This is a genomic window from Fontisphaera persica (genome assembly GCF_024832785.1).
Taxonomy (GTDB): domain Bacteria; phylum Verrucomicrobiota; class Verrucomicrobiia; order Limisphaerales; family Fontisphaeraceae; genus Fontisphaera; species Fontisphaera persica.
The window spans coordinates 2,217,636-2,237,930 of the sequence record NZ_CP116615.1 but is presented as its reverse complement, the minus strand read 5'-3'; the positions used below and the strand labels follow the sequence as shown (position 1 = coordinate 2,237,930).

Below are 20,295 nucleotides of genomic sequence, written 5' to 3'. Positions count from 1 at the left end.
GGAGGACGGTTTAAGGCTGCCGGCCGGGCGCCGTGACCAGCTTCGCCGTGCCCGGCTGGGAAAGGTCAAATTGCCATCCGTTCAGTGCTGCGACCATTTCCAACAGCCATTGCGCTTCGCCGTGAGTTAAAGGTGCGGCTTGCGCCATCAGCAGGCGGCGGTTGGCCAGACCTGGTGGGACTTCAGCCGCTTTCAGGCCCCGCAATTGAGCCCAGGCATCTAAAAGCTGTTGCGCGGGGGAAAGCGCCAGGTTATTGGCCGCAAATTGTGGGGTTCTCGACAGGGTATCCAGAAGCGGAGGCGTCACTTCCGTGGGGCCTTGGCTGAGGCCGGCGGCGTAGCTTTTCAACAATTCCCATTCCACAGCTCCGGCAGGCAGAGCCAGCGCCATCCGTGGGCCAACGGGGCGCACTTGCGCGCCTGCCAACGCCAAGATGGCCTCACACGCCCAAGCCATTTCTTTGGCGGTGGTTCGGCCGTTAATGATGGTGATTTTTCGCCCGGAGATCGCGGGAGGATGAAGCACGAAGGCGCGCTTGGCGAGCGAGGCATAAAGAGGGAGCAAGGTTTCCAGGTCGGTGGACACCATTCTTATGGCCCCAGGGGGGATCGTTTCACTCTCTTGATCCAGCTCCGCGGCCGGAGGCGGCTTGGGCAGATGCCTTAATTTCTCGGCGTCCCCCTTGGGCACAAGCGCACAGAAACTCGGACTGGCCAGTTCCAAATGGAACCCGTTGGACTCGAGAAAATTTTTAATGGCTTCAGCTTCCTTCTGCGGAGGGGTGGCGGAGGCGGAAGGCTTGAAGGGTTGGCGAAGGTCCTGAGATACTTGGACCATGAAGAATCCTTTGCCTGTCAATTCCCGGTATCGCTCCAAGGTTGACCGCAACGGTGAAGGAGGGGGTTGCTGTGGGAGATTGGCGCCTTGTGAACCTATTCCCACCCCCAGCAGGAAAACGATCCCATAGGCTGGCTTCATGGGAGAAGGGTAGCATTTTCTCTGGCCCGATCAACACAATTCCATCGTCCGGGGTTTCCATAAATCCGGTCTTGGGGAGTGGACGGCGTCTGGTGTGCCGGCTGCGACATGAGGCCGAAGCGGAGGCAGAGAAAGGGCGGAGGAAAACTCTTTGACTCCCATGGGGAATGGGTTAAGATGCTGTTTCTATTTGAGTTGAACTTTAACCTTGAACTGGTATGGCAAAGCTGACGGTCAAAGAACTTGAGGTGCGCGGCAAGCGCGTGTTTGTGCGGGTGGATTTCAACGTGCCCATGGAGGAAAAAGGCGGGCAAATGGTGGTGACGGATGTCACGCGCATTCAGGAAACCCTGCCCACGCTTCGGTTGTTGATGGACAAAGGGGCCAAGATCATTCTGGCGTCACACTTGGGGCGCCCCAAGGGCACGAAAGACCCCACGATGTCGCTGCGTCCGGTGGCGGCCAAGTTGAGCGAGATGATCGGCAAACCAGTGGCGTTTGTGGAGGATTGCATTGGCGAGCCGGTGGCCGGCGCGGTGGCCGCCATGAAGGAGGGCGATCTGCTGCTGTTGGAGAATGTGCGGTTTTACGCGGAAGAGGAGGCCAATGACCCGGCGTTTGCGCAGAAAATGGCGGCGGTGGCGGATGTCTATGTCAACGACGCCTTTGGCTCGGCGCACCGGGCGCATGCCTCCACGGAGGGCGTGGCGCGGGTGGTGGCGGCGCGCGGCGGCCAATGCGCGGCAGGTTTGTTGATGGAGCGCGAGTTGAAGTTTTTGGGCGACGAGCTGGAGAATCCGGCCCGGCCGTTTGTGGTCATTCTCGGCGGCGCCAAGGTGTCGGACAAAATCAAGGTCATTGACCGCCTGTTGGAAAAAGCGGACAGCCTGCTCATCGGCGGCGCCATGGCCTATACTTTCCGCCTGGCCCAAGGGTATCAAACCGGCAAATCACTGGTGGAGCCGGACAAGGTGGACGTGGCCAAAGCTGCTCTCGCCAAGGCCCAGGCCAAAGGGGTGAAGTTTCTGTTGCCGGTGGATGATGTGGTGGCCACGCCGGTCAAAACCGACAAGCTCGATAAAAAAGGCAAGCCGGTCATCGAATACCAGGGCGCGCAGGTCAATGCGGACATGAACTGTCCGGCGGACAAGGCTGGTTTGGACATCGGCCCGGCCACCATCCAGGCCTATGCGGAAGTGATCGCCGGGGCCAAGACCATTTTGTGGAATGGTCCGATGGGGTTGTTTGAAAACAAGGAATTCGCCAAGGGCACCAACGCCATCGCTCAGGCCGTGGCGGACGCGACGCAGCAAGGGGCCAAGAGCATCATCGGTGGCGGGGACAGCGTGAAGGCGTTGAACAAGGCCGGGCTGGGCGGCAAGGTCACCTTTATGAGCACCGGTGGCGGCGCCAGCCTTGAGTTTCTGGAAGGCGCAGTCCTGCCGGGGGTCGCTGCCTTGAGCGACAAATAAATCCTGGTGGTTGTGCCACTGGAGAAACCTAAGTCAGATTGCAGAATACTTGGAAGAGGGAACGATTTTTTATGGATAAAGAGCGCAAATTGATCATCGCCGGCAATTGGAAGATGAACAAAACCGTGGCCGAGGCATTGGATTTGGTCAACGGCCTGAAACGGGAACTGAGCAACGTCAAGGAAGTGGACATTGTGGTCTGCCCCCCCTTCACCGCGTTGAGCGAAGTCTCCAAGGCCATCCTGGACTCCAATATCCGCCTTGGCGCGCAGAACATGAGCGAACACAACGTGGGCGCTTTCACGGGGGAAATCGCCGCTGTCATGCTCAAGGAATTCAGCGTCCGGTACGTCATTCTCGGCCACAGCGAGCGCCGTCAGTATCAGAAGGAGTCCGACGACTTGATTGCGCGCAAGGCGTTGGCGGCCCATGCGGCCTCGCTCAAGCCGATTATTTGCGTGGGCGAGACCCTGCAGGAGCGTGAGGCGGGCTTGACGGAGAAGGTGCTGGAAACCCAGGTGCGCGGCAGCCTGGCCGGTCTTAGCCGTGATCAGATGGTGGAAACCATCATTGCCTACGAGCCGGTGTGGGCCATTGGCACGGGCAAAACCGCCACCACTGAACAGGCGCAACAAGCCCATGCCTTCATTCGCAGTCTTTTGGCCCGTCTGTACGACGAAGCCACCGCCCGCAAGGTGCGTATTCAATACGGCGGCAGCGTCAAACCCAGCAACGCCCGCGAACTGATGAGCCAGCCGGATGTGGACGGCGCGTTGGTGGGCGGGGCTTCTCTTGAAGTGCGGAGCTTCAGTGACATTGTGAAAAACTCCATCTAATCCCAGCAAGCTATATGCTCTCGTTATTTTTAACTCTGCTGACCATCGTCCTGTTTCTGGACTGCCTGTTTTTGATGTTGCTCATCCTGATGCAACTGCCCAAGAAGGAGGCAGGTCTGGGGCAGGCCTTTGGCTCGACGGCCACCGACGCGCTTTTTGGCGCAGGCAGCGGCAATGTGTTGACCAAGGCCACCAAGTATGCGGCAGGCGCCTTTTTCGCGCTGGCCATCATTTTGAGCATCCTAGGGCCGCGCACCGATGAGTCCAAGATGCGCCTCAAGCGTTTGCGTGAAACCACCTCCAGCCCGGCGGCGCCGCAAGCCGCCACTCCGGCGCCTGCGCCGCAGACGCCGGCCGTGCCCTCCGGGCTGACTTTGTTGGGCACCAATACGACTCCGGCGGCGCAGCCTGCTGCTACCAACGCCGCGCCGGCCAAGCCGTAACACAACTTCATGGCTTCGCCGACAGGCCTACTTAATCCAGATTCAGCAACAAAAAACCGGCGTCGCGCTGGATGCGTGACGCCGGTAATTTTCTGCCCGAATGGGCGTTCAAACTGGCTTATTTGAAGCCCGGCGGATTGGGAGTATAGGCTTTAATGAGCAAGCCTTCTGGCGTGGCCGCGCCTGTGTACACCGTAATGCCCAGGTACTTGCTCACTTTTTCAAACGGCGGCAATAGGGTGAAATCAAACCATTCCTGAAACGCCTTGCTATCGTCGGCCAATCCGAGGCGCCCGCCTAGCGGGGTCATCGCCAGCAGCTCGCCGATGCGCGGGCCGTCCTTGCGGAGGATGTTGAACAGAACCCGCATGGTTTCGGCCTGGTCTTCATAGTGAAACATGCCGGTATTGAAGCCGCCGGCCTTTTGCGCCGCTTCCGCCAGCCCGGGCACGGTTGCCAGGGGACGGGTGGCCTTGGCGGTGCGCAGAAACTGCGCCAGCAGGTTTTCATCATAAGAGAGCGCGATGTATTTGCCGCTGGCGCAGAGGCTCAGGCTGCGCTCGCCAATGCGTTGGCCCTGGAAGTTCATCTGCGGGGTGGGGGGGAAGGTGTAGATGGTGACCCCCTCCAATTTGCGGGTCTTGAGTTGGGGCGGCTCGGCGTCGCGGCGGCCCCCGCGAGGCCCGCGCATCTGGGCGAAGTTTTCGAACAACCCCTTCACCGTTTCCACCAGCTTGTCCGGGGCGGGAGAACCTATCAACACCAGCCCGGGCGCGTTGGCCAGAGCCTCGAGATTCTGGCCGGTGGGATTAAATTCGTAGGTGATGATGTCGTCCCCCAACAAATCAATGAGTCCTTTGCGGAGGGTGAAGTCGGGATTTTGTTTTTTCAGGGCGCTTTCAAAGAAGGCCAGCGCGCCCAACAGCCCCGGGTTGATGTCGTTCAACGTTTGTTCAATGGTGTTCCACGCCTCGCTGAAACTGTAGCGGATGCGCGTGTACTTCACGGCATCGCGCGGCACAAACGGCGGCGGGGCGGTGTCGCCAGCCATGGGGGCCATGAGTTTGAAGAGTCCCTTGCGGCCGGCCTCCGGCACCCCCAAGAAGAACTCAACAGTGGCGCCTTGTTTGTCCCCGTGCACGGTCATGGCTGCGGATTCTGCGCCGTTGAAGCCCAGAGCATTGACGACCTGCATGGGATTCATGGCCATGGGATTGTTACCGCCGGCGGGGGCTTGGTCCACACCTTTCATGGCCAAGTCCACGATCAGCTTGACGTTCACCCAGCCGAAGTATTTGGCGTCGCGGAAGAGCCGTTGATAATCGGCTTGAAAGGCGGGGACACTCGCCAGCGCGCTGCCACCCTTGCCTGCTTGCAGGTCCAGCACTTTGCGAATTTCACTCACCGAAGTGCCGATAATCAGCAACGTGTCGGACTGGCCCACCGTCAGGTGAATGGGCTGGTTTTCGGGGCGTGTGGCCTGCCGCCGGGGCGGAGCGCCAGGGCGGGCTGGGGTGATGGATTCCCAACCGGCGTTGGGGTCAGGGAAGATGCGCTCAAAGGTGGTGCGCAAATCGTCGGTCATAAGCGTGTAAGTGGTGAATTCGGCGTCTCCCAGTTTTTCTTCTTTAAGGGGTTTGCCGGCATCGCTCCATTTTTTGCGAAGATCGGCCAGGTTGCGTTTTAACTGGTCGCTCTTGCTGCCCGTATCCATGAGCACCAGAAAGGCCGGCAGTTTGTCGGAAGAACCCTGCCAGCCGGCGGCGGTGATCGCCAAACTGACCTGACCTTGGGCCAGACCTTCGTAATCGGCGAATTTGATGCCCAGCTCTTTTTCCAGGGGATCCAACACGTCCTTTCTGAACTTGCTCTTGAACTTGTCCAGAAATGGTTTCATGGCGGGATCCGCCATGAATTTTCCGCCAGGTGTGCTGTCGTACCAAGTGGCGGCCGCTTTGTAATCAGGGGCAGTAAGCACGGCCAGAGTGTTCTCTGGCAGCAACTTTTCTGCGGGGGGCACGTTAGCCGCTTGGAGGCTCCCCACCGCCAGCCCGGCAGCCACAATCAACCAGTGAAGCGTTTTCATGATGATATTTGTTTTAACCGCAGCGTATGTTCTGGATTGGATATGCCACCAATGGGTACAAATGGCCAGTTCAATCCGCTCCTATTTTGACACTGCGCCGGCCCGGTCGGTTACCAGAAAAACTGTTTGACGCGCAGGGGTTTTGGGCGTATGGATTAGTCCATGAGCAGAAACCTGAACCTGCGACTGGCAAACGCGCTGCTGCTGTTGTGTGGCAGCGTGGCAGGCGGGTTTTAGGTCAACAAATCAGCAATCTGAACCCCGCTGCCACACTGGCGGTGGGGTTTTTGTTTTGGCAGACAGAAGCACATCACCAGCGGACAGCGACAAATCAAACAACATGAAAAACCAACGCATTCTCATCTTCGATACCACGCTCCGCGATGGCGAGCAGTGCCCCGGCGCCTCCATGAATTTGCGCCAGAAACTGGAGGTGGCCCGCCAATTGGCGCGGTTGAAAGTGGATGTCATCGAAGCCGGCTTTCCGGTGATCAGCGAGGGGGATTTTGCCGCTGTCAACGCGATAGCCAAAGAAATCAAAGGCCCCATGATAGCCGGCCTCGCTCGTTGCACGCCCAAGGACATTGACGCGGCCGGCGCAGCGCTCAAACCGGCCGGCAAGCGCGCCCGCATTCATGTCTTTCTGGCCACGAGCAAAATCCACCGTGAATTCAAGCTGGGCAAGGCCCAAGATGAGATTCTCCGCCTGGCAGTGGAGGGGGTCACGCGCGCGCGGGGTTATGTGGAAAACGTGGAGTTTTCGCCGGAGGACGCTTCGCGCACGGAGCCGGAATTTTTGATTGAGGTGTGCAAGGCGGTGGTCAAAGCCGGCGCCACCACGGTGAACATTCCGGATACCGTCGGCTGGGCGGTGCCGGACCAATTTGCGGCGTTGATTGCCCAGTTGCATGCGGCGGTGCCGGAGTTTCAATCCGGCCAGGCCATCATCAGCGTGCATTGCCACAACGATTTGGGGCTGGCGGTGGCCAATTCGCTGGCGGCCATTCGCGCCGGGGCGCGGCAGGTGGAGTGCACCATCAACGGCATTGGCGAGCGCGCCGGCAATGCCTCGCTGGAGGAAATTGTCATGGCGCTCAAGACGCGCGCCGACTTCTTTGCGGGTTATACGGTGGGGGTGAACACGCGCGAGATTGTTAAGACGTCCCGCCTGGTGGCCCGCATGAGCGGCCTCATGGTGCAGCGCAACAAGGCGATTGTGGGGGAAAATGCGTTTGCTCATTCGGCGGGGATTCATCAGGACGGCATCCTCAAGAAGCGTGAAACCTATGAAATCATGGACCCCATGGAGGTGGGCTGGGGCCAGACCGAGTTGCCGCTGACCAAGCACAGCGGGCGGGCTGCGGTTTCTGCGCGGTTGAAGCACCTGGGCTTCAAGATGAGCGATGCCGACATCAACTCCCTTTTCCAGCGTTTCAAGGAAATCGGGGACCGCAAGAAATTTGTTTATGACGAGGATTTGATTGCGCTGGTGGAGGGCCATATAGCGGAGGTGCCGGAGACATGGTCCTTGGAATACCTGCACGTCACCACCGGCAATGCCACCATGCCCACGGCCACCGTGCGCCTGCGCAAGCCGGGCGCCAAAGGGAAGGTGGAGCAATTCCAGGATGCCGCCATTGGCGACGGTCCGGTGGACGCCGCCCTGAAGGCCATTGACCGCATCACCAAGACCGGCGGCACTTTGATGGATTACAACCTGCGGGCCGTTTCTCAAGGCAAGGACGCGGTGGGCGAGGTGACGGTGAAGGTGGACTTTGGCGATAAAAAGGTCATTACCGGCAAAGGCGCCAGCACGGACATCATCGAGGCCAGCGCGCGGGCTTATTTGAATGCCGTCAACCGTTTCTTGTGCCAGGACAGCCATCGCCAGCGCGAGAGCAGCCAGCCATGAGCTAGTGCCCGGGAGCGGGGCAGGCGCGGGGAATGCTCAGCCCGGGTGGCCGAAATAAAGGCCCGCGATTTCCTTGCGTAGGCATAAAACCATGCCATGTTTGTATTAGTAATGTCTAATTATTGTATATGAACTGGCTAAGTTTTATCGCTTTGATGCGTGATATCTACGGTCCCAAGCTTCCCGATTTGGAGCGTCTGCAGGCGCGTGGGCTTCTAGCCGTAAAAATTGGGCAAACTTTTGCCTTGCGCATAGATTTCCTGGGGGAAGACAAGTGCCGGCATTTGGCGCAGCTTTACCGGCGCACGACGCCCATACCTGCCGAGGACTTAGAGACGCTGATGAACCGCTACTGCCCGGCGGGATGGCGCGAGCATTTTTCTTCGATTGAGCGCCGTCCTTTGGCGGCGGCCTCGGTGGGGCAGGTGCATCGGGCTATTTTACGCGACGGGCAGGAGGTGGTGGTGAAGGTCATCAAGGGGGATTTCAAGGAGCGTTTTACAGCGGATGTGCGGCGATTAAAGCAACTGATGCGACTGGCCACCTGGGCTTATCCCAAGTTGCAGCGGGTGGCGGACCCCGTGGGCATCCTGGAGCATATTGAGGAATACACGCTGGCCGAACTGGACTTGCGCAATGAGGCCGGTCATGCCCGTGTGCTGCGCGAACTTCAGGAGCAACATCAGCATTGGCCCATGCTGGCGCCCCTGCGGTTTCCGCGAATTTATGAGGAACTGTCGGGCGAGCATGTGCTGGTGACGGAATACTTGCACGGGCGCACCTTTGACGAGTTATTGGAGCAGGGGCGGCTTCCGTATGAGGAGCTGTTGAAATTGTTTTTGATTCATGGCGCCTACATGTTTGGTCTTGGAGTTTTTCATGGGGATTTGCATCCGGGCAACATCTTCTGGCAGGACGGCCGCATCTACTTTGTGGACACCGGGGCGCTCAGTCAGGTGAGCGACACTTTTCGCCAGGGGCTATTTGCCTTTTTTGAGGCATTGGCCCTGGAGGATTACGTGGCCGCGGCGTGCGCCATTCACCGGATGTCACGGCGCGCCCTGCCGGCCGCGCGGTGGGAGGCGTACTTGCGTCAATTTATGGATTTGTATCGGGATTTTTCGGGCAAGACCGTCAGCCAAGTGAGCTTGACCCGGCAGATGATGCGCACCATTCAACTGGCCGTGCACAGCGGCATGGAATTCGAGCGTGGGATGTATCCCATCATCAAAAGTTTGATGTATCTGGATGGGATGGTCTTGAAATGCAATCCGGATGCGGTTTTAATGCAGGACATGCGCCCGCATTTGGCCACGTTTAAGCGTCATTTTGAAGGGCCGGCAGGCCATCTGAACCGCGGGCGGGCGCAGCCTGCCGTGCTGTCATCCTAACCGCACTTGTTGCATGGCTCGAACCATCGTGATTATCGGCGCCGGACCTGGCGGATTGACCGCCGGCATGTTGCTGGCCCGCAAGGGCTTCAAGGTGGAGATTTTTGAAAAGGGCCAGGTGGTGGGCGGCCGCAACGCGCCTTTGAAGCTGGATGGGTTCACTTTTGACACCGGCCCCACCTTTCTCATGATGACGCGGGTGCTGGAGGAAGTCTTTGCGGAGTGCGGCCGGAAATTGAGTGATTATCTGCAATTAATCCCGATTGATCCCTTCTACCGGCTGCGTTTTGACGGGCGCACGGATTTTTTCCCGACCATGAACCCGGAGCGGATGGTGGCGGAAATCGAGCGGCTGTTTCCGGGGGACGGGGCGAACTACCTGCGCTACCGGGAGCGGGAGGGGAAGAAGCTGGATTTGGTTTATCCTTGTTTGCAGCATCCTTACATGCGTTGGTGGGATTTTTTGAATTCCAATTTCATCAAGGCCATTCCGCGGCTGGATGCGTTTGCGTCGGTGTATGACCGCTTGCGCACTTATTTCAAGCATGAGCACATGCGCATCGCGATGACCTTTCAGGCGAAGTACTTGGGGATGTCGCCCTGGCAATGCCCGGCCACCTTCACCATTCTTTCCCTCATCGAGCATAAATATGGCATTTACCACCCAAGGGGCGGCCTGAATGCCATTTCTTTGGCCATGGCCAAATGCATCCAGGAAGACGGCGGGCGCATTCATTTGGAGCAGCCCGTCAAGGAAATCCTGGTGGAAAACCGTCGGGCAGTGGGAGTGCAACTGGCTTCGGGGGACAAGGTGGCGGCGGATGCCGTCATCATCAATCCTGATTTCGCGTGGGCCATGTCCAACCTGGTGCGGCCGGAGCATCGCCGCAAATACACGGATGAGCGTCTGGCACGAATGGAATACTCATGCTCCACCTTTATGTTGTACCTGGGGCTGGACAAGCTTTACGACATCCCCCACCACAACATCATCTTCGCCCAGGACTACGAGAAGAACGTGCGGGACATCGTGCAGAACGGGCGGCTTTCGGAAGACCCCTCGTTTTACCTGCAAAACGCCAGCAAGGTGGACCCCACGCTGGCGCCGCCTGGCCAGTCCACCCTTTATGTGCTGGCGCCGGTGCCCAACCGGCAGGCGCCGATTGATTGGGAAAAGGAGAAGCCGCGTTTCCGCGAGCTGATTCTGCGCCAAATCGAGACCAAGACCGAGCTGAAGGATATCCGCCAGCATATCGTGGCGGAAAAGGTGATTTCGCCGCTGGAGTGGCAGCAGGATTATCATATTTATCGCGGCGCCACTTTCAACCTCAGCCACAAGTTGGGGCAGATGCTAATTTTCCGTCCGCACAATGCCTTTGAAGAATTTGACGCGTGTTATCTGGTGGGCGGGGGCACGCATCCGGGCAGCGGGCTGCCCACGATTTATCAATCGGGCCGGATTGCGGCGAGTTTGATTGGTCGGCGATGGGGCCAAGAAGTGTAAAAGCCGGTAAAAACAACCCTTAAACACATGGCTAAAAAAATCTCCGCCGCGTGGGCCACGGCTCGCCGGGTATTTGTTCACGGTTGGCTGGCCGGCGCGGTGGCGCTGGGAACTGCGGCGCAGGCGGGCATGACCATCACGCGGCTGGAGGGGCCGCCGGTGGGGCCAAAGGTTTTTCTGGCGGTCACAAATTACAACACCAGCGGAAATACCTCCATCCGCCACACTCCGCGCGAGGGGCGCAATTTGAAATATGATGCGGTGCTGCAAAAGCATTACTTCACCCGGGACCGCGATTTAGGGCAGACCTTTCGCATGGGGCCGCGGGCCCTGCGGGTGGAGGCGCTGACGTTGCGGACGGGTTTTGGCACAAATCCCTTCCGTCCGGGCGCGGCGGGGGCGGAATTGTATGTGCAATGGTTGGAAGTGGAGGGGCAGCCCAGGATAAACCATCACGGGACGACGAGCGTTCCCCCGGGGACGGTTTGGCAAACTTACGATCCGAAGGATCCGATTACGGACGATTACGTGGAAGGGGAGACATATCGTAGCCTGCGGGTGGTGCGTGGGGGGCGGGTGCCGGATTTGACGCCCTACCGGGCGAATGCGGATGGAGCGCCGGGCAATGGCCAGTTCATTCGATTGGCGTTTACGGGCGAGGACGCGGTGGTTTTGCAGCCGCATCGCACCTATGCCTTTCTGGTGGGATTTGTGGCGCCTGCACCAGAGCGGGCAATGACTTTGGCGAATGAATTTCGGGGTCGCTACCCCGGCGGTCATGGGATACGGCGTGAAGGGAGCGCGGATACGCCGGCCTTTTTCAATCCGGCGCAGGCGACGCCCTACACGCAGGCGATGCTGGCGGGGGACACCAACCATGCGGCGGCCCTGGCTGCAGCGTTGGAGAAGGCTTGTTTCCCGGTGGATTTCGCGGAGCGGGTGGCCGACATGACCTTTGGCACCATGGGGATGCCCGATGTCTGCACTTACCGCGATTTGGTGTTTTATTTGGAGGGCAGCCCGGTGGAGAAGGGTGTGGGTCTGCATGGTGTTTCCAGTGAGTCTGCCGTGCCGACGGCCAGTGTGGCCGTTGCCGCGCCGTTGGCGGCAGAGGGTGGGTTGCGGAATGCAATGGGGCGGCTGGTTTTTCCCAATGACCCGGCGGTGCTGGATGTGCGGCGCGACTTTGGGGCCAAGGGCGATGGGAAGGCGGATGACACAGAGGCGTTGCAACGGGGGATTGAGGCCAGCTCCAATCGTGGCGGGGGTCAGGGGACGAAGGTGCTGTACCTCCCGAATGGCATCTATCGGTTGACGAGCAACCTGGTGGTGCGCGCTGCGGTGGGACCTTGGGTGTACGGCGAGACGCGCGATGGTGTGATTTTGCGGCTGGATGACGGGGTCCCCACCAATATTACCTCCGTCCTGCGCACGCATCCCAGTGATACGCAACCCACCTCCGCAGACTTTTTCATGCGCAACTTCTGCAATTTCACGATTGATGTGGGGCGCAATCCACATGTGGACGGTGTGCGGTGGTACGGCAACAACAGCAGCCTGCTCAAGCAGGTGCGGATTATCGGCACCGGCAGCGTGGGGGTGAATGCGGGATTTCTGGGGCAAAACGGCCCCAGTCTGGTGCAGGACGTGGTGGTGGAGGGGTCTTTTGAGACGGGGGTGCGGTGTGCGTGGAGCTGGGGGCAAACCCTGTCGCGCATCACGGTGCGCAACGCGCGCAAGCTCGGGGTGTATGTCAATGCCACGGCGGTGGGCATCGAGGAGCTGGTGGTGGAGAACACGCCGGTGGCACTGCATAATGAATATCCCAACAACTGGACCTGGTGGGGTGGCGTGGTGGCGCTGGTGGGGGGACGCTTCAGCGGCGGCGATGCCACGCAGCCGGCCATCACCAACACGAGTGTCCTTTATGCGCGCGATGTGGTCAGCCGGGGCTTCAAGCAAGTGCTCGTCAGTACGACGCCCGGCGGCAGTCGCGAGGGGGCGAGGTTGGAAGAATACGTTTCGCACCCGGTGAAGAAATTGTTCCCCGACTCGCCGGACACCGCGCTCAAGCTGCCCATCCAGCCGGAGCCGCAGGTGCCATGGGAAACCAATCTCAGCCGGTGGGTGTGCGTCAATGATTTTGGCGCGGTGGCGGGTGATAACAAGGACGATACCGCCGCCTTTCAGGCCGCCATGGATGCGGCGGCCAAAGAAGGGAAAACGACCGTGTACTTCCGGGGCATTGGCGGGCGGGACCCCAACTGGTACACACTGGACGGCGAGGTGCGCGTGCATGGCTCGGTGCGGCACGTGATTGGGCTGGGTTTCGGGCGCATCATTGGGGGCAAGAATGGCCGGTTTATTGTGGATGAAACGGCGGCGCCGGTGGTTAAGTTTCAGCATATCCACGCCTTTGGCGGGCGTCCGGCGGCGGTGGAGAACCGTTCCACGGCGCGGGTGCTGGTGGTGGAGAGCTGTGATTTGAGGGTGGTGGGGGCGGGGAAAGGGGACATTTATGTGACCGATTGCCCGTCCGGCATTGAGTTGAATGCGCCCGGTCAGCGGTTATGGGCGCGGCAGCTTAATCCGGAGGGGGACAGCGACACGGGTTTGGTGCGGAATCGTGGAGGCCGGTTGTGGGCGCTGGGGATTAAGCACGAGGGGCGGGGAGTGCGATTTTTAACGGAGCAGGGCGGGGCGACGGAGATTCTGGGTTTGTTCAATTACGCGCCGGATGTAGCCACCAATGATTTTCGCCCAATGTTTGACATCAAGGACGCTGCTTTCAGCGCGATGGGCATACGGGAGATTTCCTTTGGCAAAACTTACCCCATCAAGGTGCGAGAAACGCGGGGAGAAGTGGTGCGGACGGAAAAAGGCGGGGGCTGGATAGGGTGGGCTATGTTCAGCGGGCGGAATGGCGCTGCGGCGCGGCCCTAGCGACTTTTTGCTAGACCCCGGCGCAGTTGGACTGCAAGTTTGCGGGGCGCAGCGATTATGATTAACGAAGGCATTTTGCAGGAGATTGCCCGGCAGCATGGGACGCCGGTGATTGTGGTGGATCATGACATCATCCGCCAGAATTATGCCCGTTTCAAAAGTCATCTGCCGAAGGTCCAGGCCTATTATGCCGTGAAGGCCAATTCGGCGCCGGAAATTGTGCGCACGCTGTTTCAGGAGGGGGCGAGTTTTGATGTGGCCTCGCTGGCGGAGTTCATGCTGGTGTATGACAACATCCGGCATTGGCCGGCGGACAAGCAGCAGGATTTCATCTGGGATAAAATCATTTATGCCAATCCCATCAAAGCCAAGGACACGCTGAAGGCGTTAAACCCCTACAAGCCGCTGGTGACTTTTGACAACCTGGCCGAACTGCAGAAGATCAAAACGTATGCGCCGCAAGCCGGGGTGGTGGTGCGGCTGCGCGTCCCCAACACGGGTTCCATGGTGGAGCTGTCCAGCAAGTTTGGCTGCGATTCCGGCGAAGCGGTGGATTTGATTGAGGCGGCGCATCGGCTGGGGCTGGTGGTGGAGGGGTTGAGTTTCCACGTGGGCAGTCAGTGCACGAATTTTTTGAACTTTGTGCAGGCGCTGGAAATGGCGGCGGCGGTGATGAAGGAAAGCCGTTCGCGGGGATACGAGTTGAAGATTCTGGACATTGGCGGCGGTTTTCCGGCGGCGTACCACAAGCATGTGAAGCCTTTCGAGGAACTGGCGCAGCGCATCAACGCGGAGATTGACCGGCTCTTTTCCCCGGAGTTGCAAATCATTGCCGAGCCGGGACGTTTTCTGGTGGCCACGGCGGCCACGAGCATCGCCACCATTGTGGGGAAGGCGGTGCGCGATGGCAAAACATGCTACTACATAGATGACAGTGTTTATCACACGTTTTCCGGGATTATTTTCGACCATTGCCAGTATCACCTAAAGGCGTTCAAGAAGGGGGAGCCGGAGATTTGCGCGGTGTTTGGACAGACGTGTGACGGGTTGGACTGTATCAGCCAGTCGGAGCTGCTGCCGCCGCTGGAGCTGGATGACTGGGTGTATGCTGAGAATGTGGGGGCCTACACCAATGCTTCCGCCACGCACTTCAACGGTTTTGCGCCGGCGCGGCTGGTGCACTTGAATTATCACCCGGACGGGGGGCAAAGGCCTGCCATGCCTTGACGATATCTTGCCAGTCGGGTGTCTTGAGGGCCTGCAAACGCACGCGGGCGGTGGCGGGTTTTCCGGCGATGATTAAATCGCGGCCAAATAGCGAGAGATAAAGCGAATAGTGTCCCTCGGTCTCGTAGGGCATGGCCAGGGCGAAACATTCCGTGGGGTCGCCCAGGACGGCAATGGTCAAGCCATGGGTGGGCGCGTGCCGGAGGGCAATGGGAAAGGCAAAGGGCGGGCGCAACGTCCAGGTCACCGGATGTGGCTCCAATTTCCAGCGTCCATCCTGGATGAGGGCGGCGAGGTCAGGGCGGCGGGGAAACATATGCCATTCAGCGGCCTCGCGGGTGGCATGGATGAGGGTGGGGTTGGCGTTGGGGCCGGGGATGATAGTGGTAATGGCATTGGAAAAAATGGGAGCAAAGTAGGAGGCTACAAAGACCTCAAAACCCGTGAGCCGCTGGCGTGGCACCACGGTGATTTGGAGGTCCACTGTTTGCGCATCGCGCCAGGAGTATTGGCCGGTGAAATCGAAGGGCCGGTTGGTTTGAGCGGGACAGGAGACGAGGACTGAGCCGTCGGGCAGCAGCCGGCTTTGATGAGGCCAGTCCCAACCGCCGTCGCCGTAGCGGCGACCGTCAGAAAAGACGCGGTACACTGCCAGCCATCCCATGGAGCGTGCCAGGGCCAGCCGGTCAGCACTTTGTTGGACGGGGACGAGGCCAAAGGATTTGCCGTTGGCCTGAAGGCGGCCATTCCAGATGCCGGTGTCGAAGGCGAAGCCGTTGGTGGTGGCGTGAAAAGCGGGGGCGCCGTGGGCGCGCAGCGCAGGCAGGGCCAAGGCGAGTGCCACGGGCAGGATGAAGCGCAGCAACTGGTGTACAGGTTTCATGGATGCGCCAACCCTGCCTGAAGTTGGACCGGACTTCAAGCGGTTAGCGCGGCGTCCCAGTCTTTCCACACCGGCTCGTAGCCCAGGCGGCGGATGAACTCGGCTACTTCCTCGGCGGAGCGTTCATCGGCAATCTGGAATTGGCCGGTGGCGCCGGAGCCTGCGCCGGCCCACTCGCTGGCGCCGGCCGCCAGCTCGCGGATGCGGCCGCGCTCGGTGAGGTGGAGTTTGTCGCGTCCGGCGCCGGTGTAGCCGCCGGGTTCGGTGTGGCTGCCCGCGCTGATAAGGGTGATGCCCAAGGGGAGAACTCCATTGCGGAGGGCCGGGGATTCGCGGGTGGAGAGGACCAGCCCGACATCCGGCAGCAACAGGCGGAAGGCGCAGATGAGTTGCACCAGGTCCCGGTCTTTCATTTGCGTGCGCGGTTGAAATTCGCCGGCGCACGGGCGGAGGCGCGGGAAGGAGATGGTGAGGAAGGCCTTCCAGCAATGTTTCAGTAAATAAAGCGCATGGGCTGCGGCGGCGATGGCTTCGTAGCGCCAGTCGGCCAGGCCGTAGAGCGGCCCGATACCCAGGCGGCGAAAACCGGCGGCATAGGCGCGTTCCGGCGTGGCCAGGCGGTAATCAAAATCCCGCTTGGGGCCGCTGACATGCATTTCTTGGTACACTTGGCGGTTGTAGGTTTCCTGATAGACCACCAGACCATCGGCGCCCGCCGCCACCATCCGGCGATAATCCTCGACGTCGAGCGGGCCCACCTCCAATGACACACTAGGGGTGCGGGCGTGGACCTCGCGGACGCAGGTTTCCAGGTAATCCACGGGGATGAATTTGGGATGCTCACCGGCCACGAGGAGGAGATTGCGAAAACCTTGCGCTAGGAGCGCCTCCGTTTCGCGGCACACTTCTTCCAGGCTGAGGGTTACCCGCAGGATGGGGTTGTCGCGGGAAAACCCGCAGTACAAACAATTATTGATGCATTCGTTGGACAGGTAGAGGGGCGCGAAGAGGCGGATGACCTTGCCAAAACGCTGTTGCGTCAGCCGCGCTGAGCGCTGGGCCATATTTTCCAGATAGAGGTCACCCGCAGCAGGCGAAATCAGTGCGGCGAAATCTTCAAGGGTCAGGCGCCGGGCGTTGAGGGCTGCCTGGACTCGTGCACTGGAGGCCCCTTGGGCAATCCCGGTCAGGATTTCCATGGGCACCGTCCGAAATGTTTCAACAAAACTCATTTTTTGTGTGGAAGGATGTCTGCCTTCCGAATCAGGAGCCGATGGCCTGGCGGCCATTAGCGCGGCGAGCTTACCTTCCTCTACAAAATTGTCCAGCCAGCCGGAGAGGTCAAATGGCATTACGGACCCTTTTTTGATAGGGGGAAGACTGGTGGCCAGTGGGTGGCTTTCACTCCGCCAGACCGGCGTCAGGGCAAGGCGTTCCGTTGACCTGGCTCACTTTGGGCGGCAACGGACGCGGCAGTTACTCGCACGAAACAAACCCGGCAGTGTAGGTTTTAGGGCGTGCAGGAGCCTGCGACTTAGGGACTTATTGGGAGGCGCTGCCGCGCAGGATGTTCAGTAATTCGTAGGGGCGGGAAAAGCCATTTTGCACGGCAATTTCGCGCAAGGTTTGGTTGGTGGCAGCCTGAATATTTTGCTGGGCCAACCGCTGCAAGGCCTGCTCCAGCGCAATGTTTTCTTCCAGACAGAATTGCGCGAGGGTTTTCCACCCCATCCCACCCCCGCCCCCGCCGCCGCCACCGCCACCCCCACCGCCTTGACGGCCTTTCCCCCGGCCTTGGGGTGTGGCGGTCATCAGGTCGTAGATTTGTTGGGCGGAATGGTTGTGACGCTGCGCCAGTTCTTCCACCTTGATTTCCGGCGCAGGCACGGCGATGCCAGCGGCTTGCAGGCGCTGGGTAGCGACTTCGTACTCCACCCCCGCCTGCCGGGCCAGTTCGGTCAGGGAAAGCAGTTCGGCATGGGGAATGGGGGCGCGGCGGCCCGGCGATTCCCAGCTTTCTTTGACGGTTTCATTCCAGGCCAGCAGTTGGGTGAAAGGGGGCCAGTGGTAATGAGTGCCCACCGCGATGACGGCGCAAAGAGCCAGGGCGGAGGCCCACTCCCAGCGAAAGCCCAAGCGTCCTGCGAGGCGGTCTTTGAAGTAGCCGAGCATGGGCCGCCAGTTGAGGAGAAGATGAACGAGCGAGACGATGAGGAAAAGGGCGCTAAAACAGACGTGGAGGGCGGTCCATTGCTTTTTGGTGAAGCCCAGCAAGGTCCAATTGGTCCAATTGGCCACCCGGCCCGGCGGCGCGACGAAAAGCATGATGCCTGAGAGCACGAGGACCAGGAATCCGGCCAAAATTAAAACAGAGGTCAACGCCCGCCAGCTAAAAGGCGGCCGTTTTGGCGGTTTTGGTGTTACTTCAGTCATACGGTTATAGAGTGGCGATGCGGTGAAAGGTTACAGGGAGAATAAGAGGCCAAGCGGAAAGGTAAAAGCCCAGGGCGCAAGGGAACGTATTGCGGAAGAAGTCATTTAATGGTAGCTTGGCATGAATTGAGGCAAGGCATGTTTGACGACGACAATAATCGGAAGGGCGACAACGAGGGCGAGCGCAAGGGCGGGGATTTCAAGGTCTCGCCGCGGACGTGGCTGGTATGGATCATCATCCTGGCCACCATTCCACTTTTGATGATGCTCAAAGAGCGTTCCGATGGGGTGCAGCAACCTTTGCGGCGCGGGGAGTTTTTCTCCTTGGTCCGCAGCAATCTGATTGTGGAAGGCACGCTCGTGCGGGACTCGCAATACGATAACATGTATGAGATTATCGGCAAATACCGCGTGGAGCGCAACGGTAAGGCCGAGGAGAAAACTTTTGTCCTCAAAGACGTGATTCTCAGCGACGCGGATTTGCAACTGTTGTGGGAGACGGACAAGTTTGCGACGCGCAAGCCCAACACGGTGCTTACCCAGTTGCTGGTGGGCGTGCTGCCAATTGTTCTGATTGTGGCGCTGATTTATTTTTTCCTCATCCGCCAGATTCGCATGGCGGGGCGGGGGGCCTTGAGTTTTGGCAAGAGCAAGGCCCGGATGCTGAACAAGGAAAAGAACAAGACCACCTTCAAGGACGTGGCGGGAGTGGACGAGGCCAAGGAGGAGGTGCAGGAGCTGGTGGAGTTTTTGCGTGATCCCAAGAAGTTCCAACGCCTGGGCGGGCGGATCCCGAAGGGGATTCTGATGATTGGCGCCCCCGGCACCGGCAAAACATTGCTGGCCAAGGCCATTGCCGGCGAGGCCGATGCGGCTTTTTTCAGCATCAGCGGCTCGGATTTTGTGGAAATGTTTGTGGGGGTGGGCGCCAGCCGGGTGCGGGACATGTTTGAGCAGGCGCGCAAGAACACGCCGTGCCTGGTGTTTATTGACGAAATTGACGCGGTGGGCCGCAGCCGGGGGCATGGGCTGGGCGGCGGCAATGATGAGCGGGAACAAACGCTCAACGCGCTGCTGGTGGAGATGGATGGTTTTGATACGACAGAGGGCATCATCATCATTGCGGCCACCAACCGGCCGGACGTGTTGGATCCGGCCTTGTTGCGTCCGGGCCGTTTTGACCGGCAGATTGTGATAAATTTGCCGGACGTGCGGGGGCGTGAGGCGATTCTCAAGGTGCACGCCAAGAAGGTGAAGCTGGACCCCAGTGTGGATTTGGCGGTCATTGCCCGCGGCACGCCGGGTTATTCGGGGGCGGAGCTGGCGAATCTTCTGAACGAAGCCGCCCTGCTGGCGGCGCGGGCGGGCAAAAAATCCATCACCATGACCGAGCTGGAAGAAGCGCGGGTGAAGGTGCGGTGGGGCCGGGAGCGGCGCAGCCTGGCCATGAGTGAGGAGGAGAAGCGGAGCACGGCGTGGCACGAGGCGGGCCATGCGCTGGTGAATGTGCTTCTGCCGCACACGCATCCCTTGCACAAAGTGACCATCATACCCCGCGGGCAATCGCTGGGGGCCACGATGTCCCTGCCGCGGGAGGATACGTGGAGCCGCCGGAAAAAGGAGATGCTGGCCATGATTTCCGTGATTATGGCCGGGCGCATTGCGGAAGAAATGTACACCGGCGATGTCTCCACCGGGGCGGCCAATGACATTCAGCAGGCCACCAGCATTGCGCGGGCGATGGTGTGCCAGTTTGGGATGAGCGACAAACTGGGGATGATTCAATATGGCGAGGAGGACGGTTACGTTTTCCTGGGCCGGGAAATGGTGCGCAGCAAGGGATACAGTGAGCAGACGGCGCGCGAGATTGACAACGAGATTAAGCGCATCATTGATGATTGCTACAAACTGGCCAAGGATTTGATCTGGCAGCATCGTGACAAGCTGGAGGTGATTGCCCAGGCCCTGCTGGAATACGAAACGCTGGACGGCAGCCAGGTGGAGGAGATTGTGCGCACCGGCAAATTCACCCCTTCCGACCCGCAATACCGGGGCAGCGCGCCGATGGGCGCCCAGGCGGAAACACCCGCGCCCGAAATGGCGGTTCCCAAGCCGCCCACGCTGCCGGGGCTGGGTTCGCCGGCGCCGGCGCCCGCTTAGGGCGCGTCCGAGGACAGGCCGGGCGG

Annotated in this window: 15 protein-coding genes; 10 read left to right on the top strand and 5 right to left on the bottom strand. The window is 59.8% G+C overall.

Annotated features, from left to right (window positions below):
- Positions 1-10 precede the first annotated feature (10 nt).
- Positions 11-589, bottom strand: a complete 579-nt coding sequence (locus NXS98_RS08170; protein WP_283847996.1) for a hypothetical protein — start codon at positions 587-589, stop codon at positions 11-13.
- A 608-nt stretch (positions 590-1,197) separates the two neighbouring features.
- Here NXS98_RS08170 and NXS98_RS08165 point away from each other — a divergent pair.
- The 3 genes from NXS98_RS08165 (at position 1,198) to secG (ending at position 3,730) form a co-directional block, all read left to right on the top strand.
- On the top strand, positions 1,198-2,451 hold the full coding sequence (locus tag NXS98_RS08165; RefSeq protein ID WP_283847995.1) for a phosphoglycerate kinase: 1,254 nt from the start codon (positions 1,198-1,200) through the stop codon (positions 2,449-2,451).
- 71 nt (positions 2,452-2,522) lie between these two features.
- On the top strand, positions 2,523-3,287 hold the full coding sequence (gene tpiA / locus NXS98_RS08160; protein ID WP_283847994.1) for a triose-phosphate isomerase: 765 nt from the start codon (positions 2,523-2,525) through the stop codon (positions 3,285-3,287).
- A gap of 14 nt (positions 3,288-3,301) precedes the next feature.
- Positions 3,302-3,730, top strand: a complete 429-nt coding sequence (gene secG, locus NXS98_RS08155) for a preprotein translocase subunit SecG (protein ID WP_283847993.1) — start codon at positions 3,302-3,304, stop codon at positions 3,728-3,730.
- Between the two features lie 118 nt (positions 3,731-3,848).
- On the opposite strand, the gene NXS98_RS08150 is transcribed toward secG, so the two are convergent.
- Positions 3,849-5,816, bottom strand: coding sequence for a hypothetical protein (locus tag NXS98_RS08150; RefSeq protein ID WP_283847992.1), 1,968 nt, complete (start codon positions 5,814-5,816; stop codon positions 3,849-3,851).
- A 26-nt stretch (positions 5,817-5,842) separates the two neighbouring features.
- Here NXS98_RS08150 and NXS98_RS08145 point away from each other — a divergent pair, with 26 nt between their 5' ends.
- The 6 genes from NXS98_RS08145 to NXS98_RS08120 all read left to right on the top strand — a co-directional run bounded on the left by NXS98_RS08145 (position 5,843) and on the right by NXS98_RS08120 (position 14,793).
- Entirely contained in the window at positions 5,843-6,160 is a 318-nt protein-coding gene (locus tag NXS98_RS08145) for a hypothetical protein (protein WP_283847991.1), read from the top strand.
- A complete protein-coding gene (locus NXS98_RS08140) occupies positions 6,157-7,728 on the top strand; it encodes a 2-isopropylmalate synthase (protein WP_283847990.1) in 1,572 nt (523 codons plus the stop codon). The genes NXS98_RS08145 and NXS98_RS08140 overlap by 4 nt, the downstream gene beginning before the upstream one ends.
- 128 nt (positions 7,729-7,856) lie before the next feature.
- Positions 7,857-9,119: an ABC1 kinase family protein gene (locus NXS98_RS08135; protein ID WP_283847989.1), complete on the top strand. Its 1,263-nt coding sequence runs from the start codon at positions 7,857-7,859 to the stop codon at positions 9,117-9,119.
- A 13-nt stretch (positions 9,120-9,132) separates the two neighbouring features.
- Positions 9,133-10,623 (top strand): phytoene desaturase family protein, encoded by a 1,491-nt coding sequence (locus tag NXS98_RS08130; protein WP_283847988.1) that lies wholly within the window; start codon positions 9,133-9,135, stop codon positions 10,621-10,623.
- Between the two features lie 27 nt (positions 10,624-10,650).
- Positions 10,651-13,566, top strand: coding sequence for a glycosyl hydrolase family 28-related protein (locus tag NXS98_RS08125; RefSeq protein ID WP_283847987.1), 2,916 nt, complete (start codon positions 10,651-10,653; stop codon positions 13,564-13,566).
- Between the two features lie 57 nt (positions 13,567-13,623).
- A complete protein-coding gene (locus tag NXS98_RS08120) occupies positions 13,624-14,793 on the top strand; it encodes a type III PLP-dependent enzyme (protein ID WP_283847986.1) in 1,170 nt (389 codons plus the stop codon).
- Here NXS98_RS08120 and NXS98_RS08115 read toward each other — a convergent pair.
- The 3 genes from NXS98_RS08115 to NXS98_RS08105 form a co-directional block, all read right to left on the bottom strand.
- Entirely contained in the window at positions 14,717-15,676 is a 960-nt protein-coding gene (locus NXS98_RS08115) for a hypothetical protein (RefSeq protein WP_283847985.1), read from the bottom strand. The two genes, NXS98_RS08120 and NXS98_RS08115, sit on opposite strands and share 77 nt — an antisense overlap.
- A 35-nt stretch (positions 15,677-15,711) precedes the next feature.
- Positions 15,712-16,908 (bottom strand): 2-iminoacetate synthase ThiH, encoded by a 1,197-nt coding sequence (thiH, locus tag NXS98_RS08110; RefSeq protein ID WP_283847984.1) that lies wholly within the window; start codon positions 16,906-16,908, stop codon positions 15,712-15,714.
- A 310-nt stretch (positions 16,909-17,218) separates the two neighbouring features.
- On the bottom strand, positions 17,219-18,109 hold the full coding sequence (locus NXS98_RS08105) for a DUF4405 domain-containing protein (RefSeq protein WP_283847983.1): 891 nt from the start codon (positions 18,107-18,109) through the stop codon (positions 17,219-17,221).
- Between the two features lie 138 nt (positions 18,110-18,247).
- Here NXS98_RS08105 and ftsH point away from each other — a divergent pair, with 138 nt between their 5' ends.
- Positions 18,248-20,269 carry an ATP-dependent zinc metalloprotease FtsH gene (ftsH, locus tag NXS98_RS08100; protein ID WP_283847982.1) on the top strand — a complete coding sequence of 674 codons (2,022 nt, stop codon included), beginning with the start codon at positions 18,248-18,250 and terminating at the stop codon, positions 20,267-20,269.
- Positions 20,270-20,295 lie beyond the last annotated feature (26 nt).

Bases quoted from the DNA above. Each gene is read 5' to 3' on its own strand.
- NXS98_RS08170 (WP_283847996.1), bottom strand. From the start codon at position 589: ATGGTGTCCACCGACCTGGAAACCTTGCTCCCTCTTTATGCCTCGCTC.
- ftsH (WP_283847982.1), top strand. From the start codon at position 18,248: ATGTTTGACGACGACAATAATCGGAAGGGCGACAACGAGGGCGAGCGC.
- NXS98_RS08120 (WP_283847986.1), top strand. From the start codon at position 13,624: ATGATTAACGAAGGCATTTTGCAGGAGATTGCCCGGCAGCATGGGACG.
- NXS98_RS08105 (WP_283847983.1), bottom strand. From the start codon at position 18,109: ATGACTGAAGTAACACCAAAACCGCCAAAACGGCCGCCTTTTAGCTGG.
- NXS98_RS08130 (WP_283847988.1), top strand. From the start codon at position 9,133: ATGGCTCGAACCATCGTGATTATCGGCGCCGGACCTGGCGGATTGACC.
- NXS98_RS08115 (WP_283847985.1), bottom strand. From the start codon at position 15,676: ATGAAACCTGTACACCAGTTGCTGCGCTTCATCCTGCCCGTGGCACTC.
- NXS98_RS08150 (WP_283847992.1), bottom strand. From the start codon at position 5,816: ATGAAAACGCTTCACTGGTTGATTGTGGCTGCCGGGCTGGCGGTGGGG.
- NXS98_RS08135 (WP_283847989.1), top strand. From the start codon at position 7,857: ATGAACTGGCTAAGTTTTATCGCTTTGATGCGTGATATCTACGGTCCC.
- NXS98_RS08140 (WP_283847990.1), top strand. From the start codon at position 6,157: ATGAAAAACCAACGCATTCTCATCTTCGATACCACGCTCCGCGATGGC.
- NXS98_RS08145 (WP_283847991.1), top strand. From the start codon at position 5,843: ATGTTCTGGATTGGATATGCCACCAATGGGTACAAATGGCCAGTTCAA.
- thiH (WP_283847984.1), bottom strand. From the start codon at position 16,908: ATGAGTTTTGTTGAAACATTTCGGACGGTGCCCATGGAAATCCTGACC.
- tpiA (WP_283847994.1), top strand. From the start codon at position 2,523: ATGGATAAAGAGCGCAAATTGATCATCGCCGGCAATTGGAAGATGAAC.
- NXS98_RS08165 (WP_283847995.1), top strand. From the start codon at position 1,198: ATGGCAAAGCTGACGGTCAAAGAACTTGAGGTGCGCGGCAAGCGCGTG.
- secG (WP_283847993.1), top strand. From the start codon at position 3,302: ATGCTCTCGTTATTTTTAACTCTGCTGACCATCGTCCTGTTTCTGGAC.
- NXS98_RS08125 (WP_283847987.1), top strand. From the start codon at position 10,651: ATGGCTAAAAAAATCTCCGCCGCGTGGGCCACGGCTCGCCGGGTATTT.